Annotated in this window: 17 protein-coding genes and 1 pseudogene; 12 read left to right on the top strand and 6 right to left on the bottom strand. The window is 58.3% G+C overall.

The annotated features are described in order from the left end of the window. The first annotated feature begins 119 nt into the window (after positions 1-119). Both ACA071_RS09075 and ACA071_RS09070 read left to right on the top strand, forming a co-directional pair. Positions 120-440 carry a hypothetical protein gene (locus tag ACA071_RS09075; RefSeq protein ID WP_497644019.1) on the top strand — a complete coding sequence of 107 codons (321 nt, stop codon included), beginning with the start codon at positions 120-122 and terminating at the stop codon, positions 438-440. An 86-nt stretch (positions 441-526) separates the two neighbouring features. Further along, on the top strand, positions 527-1,084 hold the full coding sequence (locus tag ACA071_RS09070; RefSeq protein WP_133836618.1) for a Smr/MutS family protein: 558 nt from the start codon (positions 527-529) through the stop codon (positions 1,082-1,084). A 196-nt stretch (positions 1,085-1,280) separates the two neighbouring features. Here the strand turns inward: ACA071_RS09070 and ACA071_RS09065 are convergent. After that, positions 1,281-2,500 (bottom strand): IS3 family transposase gene (locus ACA071_RS09065; RefSeq protein ID WP_497644018.1). Its coding sequence is split into 2 segments (ribosomal slippage): positions 1,281-2,155 and positions 2,155-2,500, totalling 1,221 coding nucleotides; the frame shifts between segments, so codons are not numbered across the junction. 218 nt (positions 2,501-2,718) lie between these two features. Here ACA071_RS09065 and ACA071_RS09060 point away from each other — a divergent pair. Both ACA071_RS09060 and ACA071_RS09055 read left to right on the top strand, forming a co-directional pair. Further along, positions 2,719-3,966 (top strand): S-type pyocin domain-containing protein, encoded by a 1,248-nt coding sequence (locus ACA071_RS09060; protein WP_497644017.1) that lies wholly within the window; start codon positions 2,719-2,721, stop codon positions 3,964-3,966. A gap of 7 nt (positions 3,967-3,973) precedes the next feature. Continuing rightward, positions 3,974-4,228, top strand: a complete 255-nt coding sequence (locus tag ACA071_RS09055) for a bacteriocin immunity protein (protein WP_497644016.1) — start codon at positions 3,974-3,976, stop codon at positions 4,226-4,228. Positions 4,229-4,376: 148 nt separating this feature from the next. Here ACA071_RS09055 and ACA071_RS09050 read toward each other — a convergent pair whose 3' ends face one another. The 3 genes and pseudogenes from ACA071_RS09050 to ACA071_RS09040 all read right to left on the bottom strand — a co-directional run. Next, complete coding sequence (locus tag ACA071_RS09050; protein WP_497644015.1) at positions 4,377-5,171, bottom strand: DNA adenine methylase; 795 nt, start codon at positions 5,169-5,171, stop codon at positions 4,377-4,379. A 150-nt stretch (positions 5,172-5,321) separates the two neighbouring features. After that, positions 5,322-5,864, bottom strand: coding sequence for a lysis system spanin subunit (locus ACA071_RS09045; protein ID WP_497644014.1), 543 nt, complete (start codon positions 5,862-5,864; stop codon positions 5,322-5,324). Then, positions 5,846-6,220, bottom strand: a pseudogene (locus ACA071_RS09040) (glycoside hydrolase family 19 protein); the annotation flags it as partial. The gene ACA071_RS09045 and the pseudogene ACA071_RS09040, both read right to left, overlap by 19 nt. A gap of 194 nt (positions 6,221-6,414) precedes the next feature. Here ACA071_RS09040 and ACA071_RS09035 point away from each other — a divergent pair. The 3 genes from ACA071_RS09035 (at position 6,415) to ACA071_RS09025 (ending at position 8,325) form a co-directional block, all read left to right on the top strand. Then, complete coding sequence (locus tag ACA071_RS09035) at positions 6,415-7,281, top strand: tyrosine-type recombinase/integrase (RefSeq protein WP_497644013.1); 867 nt, start codon at positions 6,415-6,417, stop codon at positions 7,279-7,281. A gap of 22 nt (positions 7,282-7,303) precedes the next feature. Then, positions 7,304-7,849 carry a GTP cyclohydrolase I FolE gene (folE, locus tag ACA071_RS09030; protein ID WP_010456659.1) on the top strand — a complete coding sequence of 182 codons (546 nt, stop codon included), beginning with the start codon at positions 7,304-7,306 and terminating at the stop codon, positions 7,847-7,849. Between the two features lie 104 nt (positions 7,850-7,953). Next, positions 7,954-8,325 carry a glutathione S-transferase N-terminal domain-containing protein gene (locus ACA071_RS09025; protein WP_497644012.1) on the top strand — a complete coding sequence of 124 codons (372 nt, stop codon included), beginning with the start codon at positions 7,954-7,956 and terminating at the stop codon, positions 8,323-8,325. Between the two features lie 81 nt (positions 8,326-8,406). Here ACA071_RS09025 and ACA071_RS09020 read toward each other — a convergent pair whose 3' ends face one another. Then, complete coding sequence (locus ACA071_RS09020; protein ID WP_497644011.1) at positions 8,407-9,573, bottom strand: aminotransferase-like domain-containing protein; 1,167 nt, start codon at positions 9,571-9,573, stop codon at positions 8,407-8,409. Positions 9,574-9,654: 81 nt separating this feature from the next. Here ACA071_RS09020 and ACA071_RS09015 point away from each other — a divergent pair, with 81 nt between their 5' ends. From ACA071_RS09015 to ACA071_RS09005, 3 genes are all read left to right on the top strand, one after another. Then, on the top strand, positions 9,655-10,101 hold the full coding sequence (locus tag ACA071_RS09015; RefSeq protein WP_497644010.1) for a MarR family winged helix-turn-helix transcriptional regulator: 447 nt from the start codon (positions 9,655-9,657) through the stop codon (positions 10,099-10,101). Positions 10,102-10,431: 330 nt separating this feature from the next. Next, positions 10,432-11,781 (top strand): NCS2 family permease, encoded by a 1,350-nt coding sequence (locus ACA071_RS09010; protein ID WP_497644009.1) that lies wholly within the window; start codon positions 10,432-10,434, stop codon positions 11,779-11,781. Positions 11,782-11,844: 63 nt separating this feature from the next. Further along, positions 11,845-12,471 carry a LysE family translocator gene (locus tag ACA071_RS09005; RefSeq protein ID WP_059404689.1) on the top strand — a complete coding sequence of 209 codons (627 nt, stop codon included), beginning with the start codon at positions 11,845-11,847 and terminating at the stop codon, positions 12,469-12,471. 160 nt (positions 12,472-12,631) lie between these two features. Here ACA071_RS09005 and uraH read toward each other — a convergent pair whose 3' ends face one another. After that, positions 12,632-12,985: a hydroxyisourate hydrolase gene (gene uraH, locus ACA071_RS09000; protein ID WP_010456673.1), complete on the bottom strand. Its 354-nt coding sequence runs from the start codon at positions 12,983-12,985 to the stop codon at positions 12,632-12,634. 431 nt (positions 12,986-13,416) lie between these two features. On the opposite strand from uraH, the gene puuE reads away from it, so the two are divergent. Next, positions 13,417-14,343: an allantoinase PuuE gene (puuE, locus tag ACA071_RS08995; RefSeq protein ID WP_497644008.1), complete on the top strand. Its 927-nt coding sequence runs from the start codon at positions 13,417-13,419 to the stop codon at positions 14,341-14,343. Then, positions 14,340-14,855: a 2-oxo-4-hydroxy-4-carboxy-5-ureidoimidazoline decarboxylase gene (uraD, locus tag ACA071_RS08990; protein ID WP_497644007.1), complete on the top strand. Its 516-nt coding sequence runs from the start codon at positions 14,340-14,342 to the stop codon at positions 14,853-14,855. The genes puuE and uraD overlap by 4 nt, the downstream gene beginning before the upstream one ends. Positions 14,856-14,861: the final 6 nt, after the last annotated feature.

Genomic DNA, 14,861 nt, shown 5'->3' with positions numbered 1-14,861 from the left:
GAGCGGTTCTTGCCGCCGCTCATCCGCAAAAGCCTCTCATTTGCTGCAATTGCCCTAGCCTCAGGAACATCCCGGTCAACTCCCGGTCGAAGGGCCGATACCCATTGAGGAAGGTCGGAATGAAGTTATCCGATGGTTTTGACGCACGCCGCTTGCGGCCCAAAGGCCAAAGCAACTGGCGTTTTCGAATCGGCGCAGCGATTGCCGCCCTGCTGGCGATGCTCGGCGTGTTGATGACGCTGGCCGGTGTTGGCAGCCTGCTCGGTCACGCGCCCGCCATGGGCGAGTTGAATACCAATAAGGTCGGTGCGGCGGTGATCGTGGTCATTGGCCTGTTCGTGCTGTACATCGGCGTGTGGCTGTGGCGCCGCTGCCGGCGCCGCTCGCGCCAGTCGCAAGCGCTGAACATGGCCCCGCATTTGATGAAAAAACACGACTGAATTCTTGGGCTCGGCAACTTGCCGGGCCCAATTGTTATGGATAGCGTCGTGACTTGGGTAAACTGGCGGCCTTCGCGGAGGCTGACATGCAAGACGACGATTTTTCCCTGTTCAAAAGTGCGACCCAAGGCATCAAGCCGATCAAGCACGATCGCGCCGAAACCGGCAAACCCAAAAGCGACCGCGCGCAAATCGCCAAGCTGCGCCAGGCCGCCACCGTGCGCACCGATGCCACCACCGTTGACGGCCTGTCCGACCAGTTCGTGATCGATGTCGGCCCGGAAGACGAGCTGATGTGGGCCCGCGACGGCGTTCAGGAAAGCCAGATCCGCAAACTCAAGATTGGCCAGATCCCGTTCGAAGGCAGCCTCGACCTGCACGGCATGAACGTGGAAAAAGCCCGGGAAACCCTCTGGGCCTTTCTCGCCGAAGCCACCAAATTCGAAATCCGCTGCGTGCGCGTCACCCACGGCAAGGCTGTGCGCCTGGACGGCAAGCGGCCGATGATCAAAAGCCACGTCAACACTTGGCTGCGCCAGCATTCCCAAGTGCTCGGCTTCACCTCATGCCAAGCGAAACACGGCGGCGCCGGCGCGGTTTATGTGCTGCTCAAACGGACCATGATGGAAGGTCGCGACGAGTAAAGCTGTCGCGCCACGCTTGCAGCGCCGTGTCCGCCACCGTACCCTTGCCCTTTGCGAAAAATCCCACAGGTAGTTTCATGTCCCTGGAACAGAATTACACCGCCATGTCATGAGGTGACTTCTAGGTCGTCAGGGGCAATAAAAACGGGGCTTAGGTACTGGACTTGCCCCTACAAAACCGGACACCAACTCCCTGTTAAATTAATGCCGCCGCCAAGCGCCTGAACTCCCTCGGTGAGCGATAGTTCAAGGCGCTGTGCGGATGCTGCTCGCTGTAGTGCTCGAAGGCAATTGCCAGGTTACGCAACGCCGTTTCTCGATCTGGCTTGGGCATGTGCGCCACGTAATCTCGCTTGATCGTCTTCACGAAGCTCTCGGCCATGCCGTTGCTCTGCGGGCTGCGTACCGGGGTGGTTACCGGCTGCAAGCCGATCTGTCGAGCAAACAGGCGTGTCTGTTCGGCGGTGTACGCCGAGCCGTTGTCGCTTAGCCATTGAACTGGGGTGGCGGGCAGTTGATCACCAAAACGCTTCTCCATGCTTTCCAGCATCAAGTCGCGGATATCATCGCCGCTGTACCCGGTCGGGCTGGCGACCCAGCCGATGGCTTCGCGATCACAGCAATCCAGGGCGAAGGTTACGCTCAGTTTGGCGCCGTCCTCGCAGCGGAACTCAAAGCCGTCCGAGCACCAACGCGTATCGCTGGTTTCCACCGCAATACGGCCTTCGTGCCGACGCGGCACGCCGGGCTGTTTGATCCGGCGTTCAAGCAGCAGATTGTGATCACGCATGACCCGGTAAACCCGTTTCACGTTGATCGCGGGCAGCGACCGCTTTTCACGTGCACGACGCAGCAGTCCCCAGACGCGACGGTATCCATAGCTGGGCAGTTCGCTGACCTCTTGCTGGATTTCAGCGACCAGCTCTACATCGTTCACAGGCCTGCTTCGCCGTACTTTGGGCGATACCGATTGCTTGATTCGAACCGTTAATTGCGAGCGCGCCACACCGAGACATTCGCTGACCAGCTTCACTGGTCGTCCCCCGGCAACAAGGGTGAGTGCGCAATCCATTTTCGCGACCGGGCGATCTCCACGGCCTCTTTGAGGATTTCGGCTTCCATCGTTTTCTTGCCCAGCATCCGTTGCAGCTCACGGATCTGCTTGAGCGCATCGCTCAGCTCGGAGGCCGGCACCACGGCTTCGCCAGCACTGACCGCCGACAGGCTGCCGTCCTGATACAGCTTGCGCCACAGGAATAACTGGTTGGCATTGATGCCGTTGCGCCGAGCGACGACCGACACACTTTGCCCTGGCTCAAGGCTCTCGCGAACCATGGCCAGTTTTTGCTCCGGGCTCCAGCGGCGTCGCCGCTCCTGACCCAAAAGCTCACCACTCTTATCGTTGCTGTTAGTCATAAACATAACCGTTTGCCTATCCCTTATCGTAAGAGGGAAACGGTGTCCTGTCTTTCATGGGGCTCGTTCAGTCACCATCCGCTCTCTGCAATGACATGGAACAGGGAAATAAGCGCAGCTAACAGGAATTGTCCTACAGCCAGCGCTTGCGCTTCCCGTTAACGTCATTCTGCCCCAGCCTCAGGCCGGGAACCTCCAAGGACGAACAAGGACGCTGCATGAGCGGTTATGTACCCAACCCGCCGAAAGGCTATAGCTATAGCGGCGGCGAGCCTGTCGATACCCACGCCCAGCGTTGGGCGGAATACAAAGACCTTGCACCGGAGCCGGAAGATAAGCCAGACACGATGGGCTGTGTGTTTGCCAAGAGCTGCAACCTTCCTGACGGTGTCATCAATCACAACAACCCAGCCGGGTTTGTGCCCGTTGAGAAATTGGCCGACTACGGACTATGGGCAGTGCTGGCCACCGGCACCGCCATTACCGCCCAAGGCACCCTACTGCAACTGGTGGGCGGGTCTGCTACTGGCAGTGCAATTGCTCGACGTCTTGGTGGATCGCTATCTCTGAGTCTCCTAAAAGGATCAGGCGTTGTTGCTTCTGGCTTTGCGATGGGTACTGTTGCGTTGCTGATACCGAACACTAGCATCTCGCCTGACAGCGCCTTTTACAAAAATGAGCAATACGCCTCACTTGATACGGGCCGTACGCGCGTCCGTATCAATGTGAAGACCTTGCCGGATGGCTCAGTTAATGCTTACGGATTCTATACAGGCGGGAAAAAGGAGTGGGAAAACGTCCCTGTCATCAAGGCAGCCAAGGACGGCGAGAAGTTTGTCGCGGACATCGGCAACGGCATTGGCCTCACTTGGACTCCAGCATCGAATCCTGACGATGTGCTGGGTATTCCTGCTCTGGAGGGAGCGCCGCAGCTTCCTTCTGTTTGGGTGTACCCGCCCACCGAACAATCCAACAAGGCATTGGTGAATCCAGAACATCCACCTGAGTATCAGGACGCCATAATCTGGTTTCCAAGCACTGACATACAACCGATATACATCATGCTCAGCGCCCGACTTAGCTCGGGGACCGTAACGGGGTTGGGTGAAGATGTTGCTGGCATCTGGCTCGCTGGAGCGAATACAGGTTTGGGCGCACCCATTCCGACACGAATCGCGGATGTACTCCGGGGACGTCAATTTTCAAGCTTCAAAACATTCAGAACTGCATTTTGGAATGCAGTGAAGAATGACCCGGAGCTTTTCAGCCAATTCAATGAAGACGCTCAAGACCGTTTGATGTCAGGCAATGCCCCTGCCGTTCGTGAGAGAGAAGCCGTAGGAACCCGAGGTGTATTTGAGATCCACCACGTTGAGCGCATCGTAGATGGTGGTGCCGTCTATGATGTAGATAACTTACGCGTAAACACCCCTAAGAATCATATCAATCAGCACAGGAAGAAGTAGGCGCATCATGGCAAACATTTCTGATTACACGGAAGCCGAGTTCATCGAGTTCATTCAAAGGATACGTGCTACCAACAAAGGAGGCTCAGACGAAGAACTTGGTGAGCTTCTGGCACAATTCAGGAAACTTGCTGGTCACCCTGATGGTACCGACCTCATTTTTTACCCAGAACCAGGGGAAGATAATTCCGCTGAAGGCGTGACGCAGACAGTAAAAGAGTGGCGTGCCGCTCAGGGCTTACCGGGGTTCAAAGGCGAGTGAACAACTCCCCGATCCGGAGACATGGAGAAACCGGATCGTACGACGCCTATAACGAATCGAACAAAAGGCCTCGCATCGCTAACTCGCGCGCCCAGCAACGCGCCACTCCAAACCTATCGCAAGCAAATCAGGTCGTTAACCAGCATTATTAAAACAACCCTCCCAGCGCCGCGGGCTCCCAGTTCATAATCACCAGCTCGCCGCTGACCTCGGCCTTGCCTTGGCGCTGATTAGTGTTGCTATAGCGGATGTCGAGCGTCTCAAAGTGGAAGCCCTCAAACACTCGGCGGATATCCGGGTGGTCATTGATGCTGACCATCACCTTGCCTTTGCAACGGCGCATAAAGTCGGCCATTCGCTCATAGTTTTCAAATGGAAAGTCCACACCATAACCAGCGGTCTGCCAATAAGGCGGGTCCATGTAGTGAAAGGTATGGGCGCGGTCGTAGCGCTCGGCGCATTCAAGCCAGGGTAGGTGTTCGACATAGGTGCCGGACAGGCGCTGCCAGGCGGCCGAGAGGTTTTCCTCGATCCGCAACAGGTTGATGGCCGGACCGGTGGTGGCGGTACCGAAGGTCTGGCCGGTGACCTTGCCCGCAAAGGCATGGTGCTGCAGATAGAAGAATCGGGCGGCGCGCGGGATGTCGGTGAGGGTTTCGGGGCGGGTCATCTTCTGCCACTCGAACACATGGCGCGAACTGAGTGCCCATTTGAACTGGCGCACGAATTCTTCCAGGTGATTCTGTACGACGCGGTATAGCGTGACCAGGTCGCCGTTGATGTCGTTGAGGACTTCAACCGGCGCGGCCTGGGGTCGCATGAAGTAGAGCGCGGCACCGCCGGCAAAGACTTCGACGTGACATTCGTGTGGTGGGAAGAGCGGAATGAGGCGGTCGGCCAGGCGGCGTTTGCCGCCCATCCAAGGGATGATGGGGGTAGACATAGAGAGCAAGACCTTTACTGTATGGATAAACAGGTTCTAGGCTCGCCGCGCTTCGTGCACGGAGTAAGAGCCTTGGCTGGACTTGCAGGGACATTCTGCAGGGACGGCGGTCGGGCTGGATGTTGACGCATCCACCCCGGCCGCTCTTTTTCACTTCGGTGTTGATACTTCTTTGGCATAGACCTGGCAGGCCGCCAGCGCGATCAGTCCTTGGTCGCCGGAATCGCTGATGCCGATAATTCGTTGAGCATGCGCCGGGTCAAGTTGGGCTCTTGTGGCGCCATGAACCACGCCGCCGATGGCGGTGGTGGCTGGTACTGAGTCGTTGCCGGCAACAGCGGTGGCGTCGAGTAGGACTGACAGGCGCAGATCAGCAGTGGCAAGGCGGTCGCGCAGGCGACCTTGATCACGTTGGGCATCGCTCAGAACTCGGTAATGTGTTTGTTCACTGGCAGAAAGCCGTTGCTCCAGGGCCAGACGTTTGTCCTGCTCGGTTTGTTGTTGGGTCGCCGCCGCCAGCGTCTGTTGGTTAAGGGCTTCCGCCTGCAGCCGGGCTTGCTGCTCCAGCTGCTGGCCGTAGCGGCAGTCTTGGACTTGCCAAGCCAGCGCGGCCGATCCGCCGGCCAACGCGGCCAGCAGCATCCCTTTGGCGAGCAACTGATACGGTGCCGGGATCAGGTCGACGAGACGCATAGCACCGCCCTCGCCCGGCCCCACAACTCCAGTCGATCCGCCAGGCCATTGAGGCCGCCGTTGATCTTGCGGGTGATCGCGTCGAACTCATCCCGATCCGCCAGGGCGTTCAAATCGCGTACCCACCAGAACCACGCAGCCGACTCGGTGGCCCATTGCGGCAGCTCGAGCAGTTCAGGGGTTCGCAGCAAGCGCTCATCGCCGAACAAGGCCAGGCTGCAGCGCAGGTAGTTGTTGCGGCCGGTCACCTGAATCAGGCCGCGACCGCGATAGCGCTGGCCATCCCCATCCGCTTCCGGCGAGTTGCCCAGATTCGCAGCCAGGTTGCCGGTGTCGTATTTGCTCAGGTACTGATCTACGCGCTAACGAAACGAGACTGATCAAGCACGGCGTACTCGACGATCAGCGCTATACCGAACTGTTCCCCAACTCCACCTACGCCACTTACTCGGCAACTTCCCGATTCGGGGAGTATGCCCAGGAGTGATTAAACAGCCGCGAGATCGCAGGCACGCGCAAGAACTACCTCGCCTCCCTCAACCTGTACTGGATGCCTTATCTGGCATTGCTTCCCATCGACAGCATCACCTCGGTGATGCTGCGCAAGATCGTCGGTGACATTGAGTGGAAATCGTCGGGCGTGAAGCGCTCGGCCATCCAACGGCTAACGACCTTGTTCGGCACAGCAGTGAAAGATGGTCTGCTCAATCGCAACCCCGTCGAGTCCATCGAACTGCCAACGAAGACCAGGAAGCCCATCGACCCTTTCACAGTGGCGGAAGCGGACGCGATCATCGACCACCTTTATAAGACGCTGACCCGTTCGATGCGGATCTACGCGGCGCACTTCGAGTTCGCTTTTTATACCGGTATGCGTCCGAGTGAGATGGCGGCGTTGCGCTGGGACGAAGTGGACAAGGAACAGCGGCTGGTCAACGTGTGTCGGATCGTCGCGGACTACAAGATTGAGGAGCGCACCAAAACCCGCAATGGCAGGCAAGTCATGCTAAATAGCCGCGCGTTGCACGCCATCGAGGAGGCCAAGCGCGTGGCCCAGCAGCGCGTGACGCAGAGCCGTCGCAAGCAGGGCGAGTCGCCCTTCGTGTTCCCGCCGACCAAGAACTTTGAGTTCATCCAACAGTCCAGTGTGACCGACAAGCACTTCCAGGCGGCGCTGACCGATTTGGGCATTCGCGCCCGCCGGCAATACAACTGCCGTCACACATACGCTACCATGTCCCTCATGTCGGGGATGAACCCTGCGTTTATCGCCACTCAGCTCGGTCATAGCGTTCAGATGCTGCTATCGACCTACGCCCGATGGATCAACTCCAGCACTGACTGGAGTGAACTCGGGAAGCTTGAAAAGAGCCTGATTGGTACAAAATTGGTACGAACAGAAACAGTACCCCTCTGAAACCCTTATGGAATCAGCCCCTGTGACACTGGAACAGAATTACACCGCGATTCTCGGCCAATTGGGCGAGGACGTCTCCCGCGAGGGCCTGCTCGACACGCCAAAGCGTGCCGCCAAAGCCATGCAGTACCTTTGCCGCGGCTATGAACAAACACTGGAAGAAGTCACCAACGGTGCCTTGTTCAGCTCCGACAACAGCGAAATGGTGCTGGTCAAGGACATCGAGCTCTACTCGCTGTGCGAACACCACCTGCTGCCGTTCATCGGCAAAGCCCACGTCGCCTATATCCCGAGCGGCAAGGTATTGGGGCTGTCGAAAGTCGCGCGGATCGTCGATATGTACGCCCGTCGCCTGCAGATCCAGGAAAACCTCAGCCGCCAGATCGCCGATGCGGTCCAGCAAGTCACCGGCGCCCTGGGCGTTGCAGTGGTGATCGAGGCCAAGCACATGTGCATGATGATGCGCGGTGTCGAGAAGCAGAATTCGTCGATGATCACTTCGGTGATGCTCGGTGAGTTCCGGGAAAACGCCGCGACTCGCAGCGAGTTTCTCAGCCTGATCAAGTAATCCGCAGTACGAAGAAAACCGGCATTCATCGCCGGTTTTTTTTCGCCTGTGAAAAATCAGGTAAGCTGCGCGCCTTTCTCAATTCCCACCGTGAGGCTTTCAACGTGTTCGTAAAAGCGCTTCGTGTCGGCCTTGGCCAACTGATCATCTTTATCGACTTCATCACCCGCCCGGGCAAAAAACAGCGCCCGGCCGAGGTTCAAGCGCAGGTCAACACCGCCGCCAAGGACCTGACCCTGTACCAGTTTCACGCCTGTCCGTTCTGCGTGAAAACCCGCCGCACCCTGCGCCGCTTGAACGTGCCGGTGGCGCTACGCGATGCGAAGAACAACGAACAGGATCGCCAGGCCCTGCTGGACCAAGGTGGCAAGATCAAGGTGCCGTGCTTGCGGATTGAAGAGAATGGGCAGACCACCTGGATGTATGAGTCCAAGGTGATTATTGATTATCTGGATAAGCGGTTTGCCGCAGCCTGATTTTTCAGTGGTGCGTTTGCGGACGCCATCGCAAACCCCAGACCAAAATAAACCGGCCCTCAAGCCGGTTTTTTTATGACTTCAGGCTGCCTTTGCCGCCTGAGCCTGCCTCACCACCGCCGCCAACCGCTTGAGCCCTTCATCCAGCCGCGCCGGATCAATGTGGCTGAAGTTCAGCCGCAAATGACCGGGATTGTTATCCGGGTCAGGGAAGAACGGCTCCCCGGGCATAAACGCCACATCTGCTGCCAGCGCGCTTTGGAGCAAGGTGCGGGTGTCCAGCGGTTGCTTGAGCGTCAGCCAGAAAAACAGCCCGCCTTGCGGTACGTTCCAATCCGCCAGATCGGAAAAATGTGTTTCCAGCGCTGATTGGAAGGCATCCCGACGAATCCGATAGAAGTCCCGCAACTCACTCAGATGATGCTGGAATTTCTCGGTGCCGATCCATTGCAGCGCCTGCCACTGCCCCACCCGATTGGTGTGCAGGTCCGCCGATTGCTTGAGCCGCAGCAAGTGCGGAAACAAGTCCGGACTGGCAATCAGATATCCGACCCGAAGGCCCGGCAGCAAGGTTTTGGACACGGTGCCAGTGTAGATCCAACTGGCCTTTTTCAAGCGACTGACAATCGGCGTGGCACTGGCGCCGTCAAAGGTCAGTTCGCGGTAGGGCTCATCTTCGATCAACGTGACGCTGAACTCATCCAGCAACGCCGCCACGGCATCGCGCTTGGCTTCGCTGTAGCGCACGGCCGACGGGTTCTGGAAGGTCGGAATCAGGTAGATAAACGCCGGACGGTGTTTTTCCAAGCGCGCGCGCAATTGCACCAGGTCGGGACCATCGGCTTCCAGCGGCACGGTGATGCAGTCGGCGCCAAACAACTGGAAAATCTGCAGCGCCGCCAGATAGGTCGGCGCTTCCAGCAGGATTTCGGTGCCTTTGTCGATGTAGAGCTTGGCTGCCAGATCGAGGGTTTGCTGGGAACCGCTGACCACCAATACCTGGCTCGCCTCGCATGGCACGCCCAACTTCCGCGCTTCGGCCGCCAAGGCTTCACGCAGCGCCGGCTCGCCTTCGCTCATGCCGTATTGGCCCATGGACAGCGGCATATCGGCCCACTCGACTTTCGGCAGCATGGCTTCGGCCGGCAAGCCGCCGGCGAACGACATCACTTCCGGGCGCTGGGCGGCAGCGAGGATTTCTCGGATCAAAGAACTTTTAAGGCGCGAGACACGTTCGGAAAAAGCCATGGGGTCACCGGTAGCGAAGCCTGAGGAAAATAAGTCAAACTGGTTGACCGAAATTACGACAGCTTGAGCGGATACGTCAATATGCTTGACCTTAAAAACCCCACGACTCAGCAGCACGCCATGGAAGCGTTTTTCTTCGGCTACCAGGCGTTCACCGCCAAGGCCGACGAAATGCTTGAGCGTCGTGGCTTGAGCCGAGTGCATCAGCGCATCGTATTTTTCATCGCCCGCTACCCGAACCTGAGCGTGAAGGAATTGCTCGCGTTGCTCGGCGTGAGCAAGCAGGCGCTGAACATTCCACTGCGCCAGTTGCTGGAAATGCATTTGGTCAACAGCGTGGCATCAGAAACGGACAAGCGGAAACGACTGCTGGAACTGACTGACGATGGCGCGAAGTTTGAGCAGTCGCTGCGGCGTGAGCAGGTGAAATTGCTGGAGCGGGTGTTCGCCGAAGCTGGGGAGACAGCGGTGAATGGATGGTTGGCGGTGAATCTGGCGTTGGGGAAAAGCCAGGGAGCCACCGAGTAACCGCTCGTTCCCACGCTCTGCGTGGGAATGCATCCCGCGACGCTCTGCGTCGCTTCTCACAGCGGACGCGGAGCGTCCATGGCGGCATTCCCACGCAGAGCGTGGGAACGATCACTTTGTACTCCTTCCCATCGATATACCCCTATCGCCAAAATTTTCGTCGACAAAACCAAAAACATTATTTGCTTTATTTGTATACAAAAGCATAATCCACTTCGTGCGAGTTCCTGACCAAGCGGTCAACAAATTCGCAAGTGCCTCAAAGGGCCGCTGCCACCCTCATGGGTCCGGCCCTGGAAATAAAAATAAAACTCTTGAGGAGTACTCGCTGTGGAAAGCCGCAAATCCGAAGCCCCGTCGCTGGACCTCTCGCCGCCATTACGCAATGGCTGGCTGGAACGTCTCTTCAAACTCAGCTTGCATGGCACCACGGTGAAGACCGAGTTGATTGCCGGTCTGACAACCTTCATCACCATGGCTTACATCATCTTCGTCAACCCGAACATCATGGCTGACGCCGGCATTGATCACGGCGCCGCGTTCGTCGCCACCTGTATCGCCGCCGCGCTCGGTTGCCTGTTGATGGGCCTGTACGCCAACTGGCCGGTCGGCCTGGCGCCGGGCATGGGCCTGAACGCGTTCTTCACCTACACCGTGGTCGGCACCATGGGCTACAACTGGGAAACCGCCCTCGGCGCGGTGTTTGTTTCTGGTGTGTTGTTCATGATCCTGACCTTTTCGAAGATTCGCGAATGGCTGCTCAACAGTATTCCCGTGAGCCTGCGCTACGCCATGGGCGCCGGTGTCGGGCTGTTCCTGGGGATCATCGGCCTGAAAACCGCCGGTATCGTTGTCGACAGCCCGGCGACCCTGATCAAGCTCGGTTCCCTGCGCGAGCCCGGCCCGCTGTTGGCCGCCATCTGCTTCCTGATGATCGCCGTGCTCAGCTACCACAAAGTCTTCGGCGCGATCCTCATCAGCATCATCACCGTGACCGCCGCCGGTTGGGGCCTGGGCCTCGTCCACTACGAAGGCATCATGTCCGCCCCGCCGAGCCTGGCACCGACCTGGATGGCGATGAACGTTGCTGGCGTGTTCAACGTCAGCATGATCAGCGTGGTGCTGGCGTTCCTCTTTGTGCACATGTTCGACACCGCCGGCACCCTGATGGGCGTCGCTCAGCGCGCCAACCTGGTGAACGCTGACGGTCGGATCGAAAACCTCTCCCGCGCGATGAAAGCCGACAGCGCCTCCAGCGTATTCGGGGCGATGGTCGGTGTTCCGCCGGTCACCAGTTATGTAGAAAGTGCCGCGGGTGTCGCCGCTGGTGGTCGGACTGGTCTTACCGCAGTGACCGTAGGTGTGCTATTTATTGCCGCGATGTTCTTCGCACCGCTGGCTGGCATGATTCCGGCTTATGCAACCGCCGGCGCGCTGATTTACGTGGCAATGCTGATGATGAGCGGTATGGCGCACATCGAATGGGATGAAGCGACCGACAGCATTCCGGCGATCGTCACCGCGATCATGATGCCGCTGACCTTTTCGGTCGCCGACGGCATCGCGCTGGGCTTTATCACTTACGTGGTGCTGAAGGCCGGCACCGGTAAGTACAAGGAAATTTCCGTCAGTCTGTGGGTGCTCTGCGCGATCTTCATCGCCAAGTTCATTTTCTTGTAAGCGGTCATCGTTTCAAACAGCCTCACCCGTCGGGTGGGGCTTTTGCACATTAGGAGGAAAGTGATGAGTCTGGAAACCTGGCTGCTGTTCAGCGGCGCTGCGCTGGTGGTGATCCTGATCCCGGGGCCATTGTCTTTGCTGATGATCAGCAACAGTTTGAACTACGGTTTGCGTCGGTCGTACCCGGCGTTTCTCGGTGGGGTGATTGCCTCGATTTGTCTGCTCAGTGCCTCGGCGCTGGGCCTGGGCGCCCTGCTGCTGGCGTCGGAACAGCTGTTCAGCGCGTTGAAGATTGTCGGCGCGCTGTACCTGTTCTACCTCGCGTGGCAGAGCTGGCAGCAATCGCGTCAGCCATCAGTGGGCGCTGAAGTGCCCCAGGCTGCGCCGGTGCCGCGTTTTCGTGCCCTGTTCGGGCGCGCGTTTGTACTGGGCGCGAGCAATCCGAAGGACATTCTGTTCTTCGCCGCTTTCCTGCCGCAGTTCTTGAGCGCCGAGCAGCCGTTTCTGCCGCAGTTGCTGGTGATGATTGCGACCTGGACCGTGCTGGATCTGCTGTGCAAATTGGCGTATGGGCTGGGTGCCCATGGGGCGGCGCGGTATTTGCGCAGTGGCAAGGGGCAGAGTTGGTTTAACCGGATCAGTGCCGGGTTGTTCAGTGGTGCGGGTGCGGCGTCGTTGTTAAGCCGGTAAGCAGAGCAAGACCAAAAGATCGCAGCCTTCGGCAGCTCCTACGCGCCTGTTGGCGCCGCCGAAGGCTGCGATCTTTTGACTTTTCTGGAGGCAAAAAAAAGCCCGCAGTGTGGGCGGGCAAAAGACCAAAGAAGCTTTATGCGCAGATTCTTGGGGGAGCCTAGCTTCCTCTGTAGGTCGAATAGCTGTAGGGCGAAATCAGCAGCGGCACATGGTAGTGATCCTGTTCGGCAGAGATGCCGAAGCGCAGCACAACTACGTCGAGGAACGCAGGCTCCGGCAGCTGGACGCCACGGGCGCGATAGTAATCGCCCGCATGAAACTGAACCTGATAGACCCCGGAACGGTAGTCATCGCCTTGCAGCAGCGGTGCATCGACACGGCCATCGCTGTTGGTGATCGCGCTGGCGACCAATTCCAGCTGCGAGCCTTCAACGCGGTACAACTCGACCTTGATCGAGCTGCCCGGGCAACCGTGTGCAGCGTCTAAAACGTGTGTAGTCAAACGTCCCATTGATTCTGCGCGCCTGGCTGCTTAGGGCAGTCAGACCTCGCGCCTCCCGAAGTCAGTTGAAAAGGAGACCGCACCGTTTCGGAGCACGAAAAGCTGCGGCGAGCGACTGATTAAGACACTTTTCAAAAAAATTGTACACAATAAAAACGACATTTTTATCGCAGCCACCGTCATTCCGGGATTCCCGGCGAATCTGACCACAAACCATGCGTACAGCGGACCTCCTATCCATTACCTGACCAATCAGGCAGGTTTCTTGCAATACCATCGAAAGATGACAGTTCATGAAAAATGCAAAAATTCAGGCTTACAAAGTTGATATAAAGTTGTATACAATCAGCCCATCGCTGTGACGCCAGCCTGTCAACTGATCGCCGGGCCGCCACACAACCCTGACTTTGTATAAGCCACGAATAAGAAGGAAGACTGCAGTGAGCGCTGACTACCCACGCGACCTGGTCGGTTACGGCAGTAACCCTCCGCACCCACACTGGCCGGGCAATGCCCGCATCGCCCTGTCCTTCGTGCTCAATTACGAGGAAGGTGGCGAGCGCAATATTCTGCACGGCGACAAAGAGTCCGAAGCCTTCCTCTCGGAAATGGTCTCGGCGCAGCCGCTGCAAGGCGCGCGCAACATGAGCATGGAATCCCTTTACGAGTATGGCAGCCGCGCCGGTGTGTGGCGGGTGCTGAAGCTGTTCAAGGAATTCGACATCCCGCTGACCATCTTCGCCGTGGCCATGGCCGCCCAGCGTCACCCGGACGTGATCCGCGCCATGGTCGAGGCCGGCCACGAAATTTGCAGCCACGGCTATCGCTGGATCGACTACCAGTACATGGACGAAGCCCAGGAACGCGAGCACATGCTCGAAGCGATCCGCATCCTCACCGAACTCACCGGCGAGCGCCCATTGGGCTGGTACACCGGCCGCACCGGCCCGAACACCCGTCGGCTGGTGATGGAAGAAGGCGGTTTCCTCTACGACTGCGACACCTACGACGACGACCTGCCCTACTGGGAGCCGAACAACCCGACCGGCAAGCCGCACCTGGTGATCCCGTACACCCTGGACACCAACGACATGCGCTTCACTCAGGTCCAGGGTTTCAACAAGGGCGACGATTTCTTCGAGTACCTCAAAGACGCGTTCGACGTGCTGTACGCCGAAGGCGCCGAAGCACCGAAGATGTTGTCGATCGGCCTGCACTGCCGCCTGATCGGCCGTCCGGCGCGTCTGGCGTCGCTCAAGCGCTTTATCGCATACGCTAAAAGTCATGAACAGGTGTGGTTCAGCCGTCGCGTCGACATCGCTCGCCACTGGCACGAAACTTATCCGTACCAAGGGGCTGCCCAATGAGCACCTTTCAAACGCTGAAACCGTCGACCCTGAACCGCGATGCATTCGTCGCCGCGTTCGCCGACATCTACGAACATTCGCCATGGGTGGCCGAGAAGGCCTTCGACCTGGGCCAGGACGCCTCGATCGACGAGATCGAAACCCTGCACCAGCGCATGAGCGACATTCTGTTGAGCGCCGATCACGCCAATCAACTGGCCCTGATCAACGCTCACCCCGACCTGGCCGGCAAAGCTGCCGTCCAGGGCGAACTGACCGAAGCCAGCACCAATGAACAGGCTGGCGCCGGTATTCACCAATGCACGGCCGAAGAGTTCCAGCGCTTCACCGAGCTGAACGACGCCTACAAAGCCAAGTTCAAGTTTCCCTTCATCATGGCGGTAAAAGGCAGCAACCGGCATCAGATCCTCGCGGCATTCGAAACGCGCATTCACAACTCGGAAGACACCGAATTCAAATGCGCGCTGGCGGAGATCAACAAGATAGCGTTGTTCCGATTACTGACTCTCTAGCGAACT

Source organism: Pseudomonas sp. LBUM1646, from assembly GCF_059716165.1.
The sequence above is the reverse complement of the archived record's forward strand: the minus strand, read 5'-3'. Positions and strand labels throughout refer to the sequence as shown.

Excerpts from the sequence above, each read along its gene's own strand:
- ACA071_RS09075 (WP_497644019.1), top strand. The coding sequence starts at position 120 with ATGAAGTTATCCGATGGTTTTGACGCACGCCGCTTGCGGCCCAAAGGC.
- ACA071_RS09070 (WP_133836618.1), top strand. The coding sequence starts at position 527 with ATGCAAGACGACGATTTTTCCCTGTTCAAAAGTGCGACCCAAGGCATC.
- ACA071_RS09060 (WP_497644017.1), top strand. The coding sequence starts at position 2,719 with ATGAGCGGTTATGTACCCAACCCGCCGAAAGGCTATAGCTATAGCGGC.
- ACA071_RS09055 (WP_497644016.1), top strand. The coding sequence starts at position 3,974 with ATGGCAAACATTTCTGATTACACGGAAGCCGAGTTCATCGAGTTCATT.
- ACA071_RS09050 (WP_497644015.1), bottom strand. The coding sequence starts at position 5,171 with ATGTCTACCCCCATCATCCCTTGGATGGGCGGCAAACGCCGCCTGGCC.
- ACA071_RS09045 (WP_497644014.1), bottom strand. The coding sequence starts at position 5,864 with ATGCGTCTCGTCGACCTGATCCCGGCACCGTATCAGTTGCTCGCCAAA.
- ACA071_RS09035 (WP_497644013.1), top strand. The coding sequence starts at position 6,415 with ATGCCTTATCTGGCATTGCTTCCCATCGACAGCATCACCTCGGTGATG.
- ACA071_RS09020 (WP_497644011.1), bottom strand. The coding sequence starts at position 9,573 with ATGGCTTTTTCCGAACGTGTCTCGCGCCTTAAAAGTTCTTTGATCCGA.
- ACA071_RS09015 (WP_497644010.1), top strand. The coding sequence starts at position 9,655 with ATGCTTGACCTTAAAAACCCCACGACTCAGCAGCACGCCATGGAAGCG.
- ACA071_RS09005 (WP_059404689.1), top strand. The coding sequence starts at position 11,845 with ATGAGTCTGGAAACCTGGCTGCTGTTCAGCGGCGCTGCGCTGGTGGTG.
- uraH (WP_010456673.1), bottom strand. The coding sequence starts at position 12,985 with ATGGGACGTTTGACTACACACGTTTTAGACGCTGCACACGGTTGCCCG.
- uraD (WP_497644007.1), top strand. The coding sequence starts at position 14,340 with ATGAGCACCTTTCAAACGCTGAAACCGTCGACCCTGAACCGCGATGCA.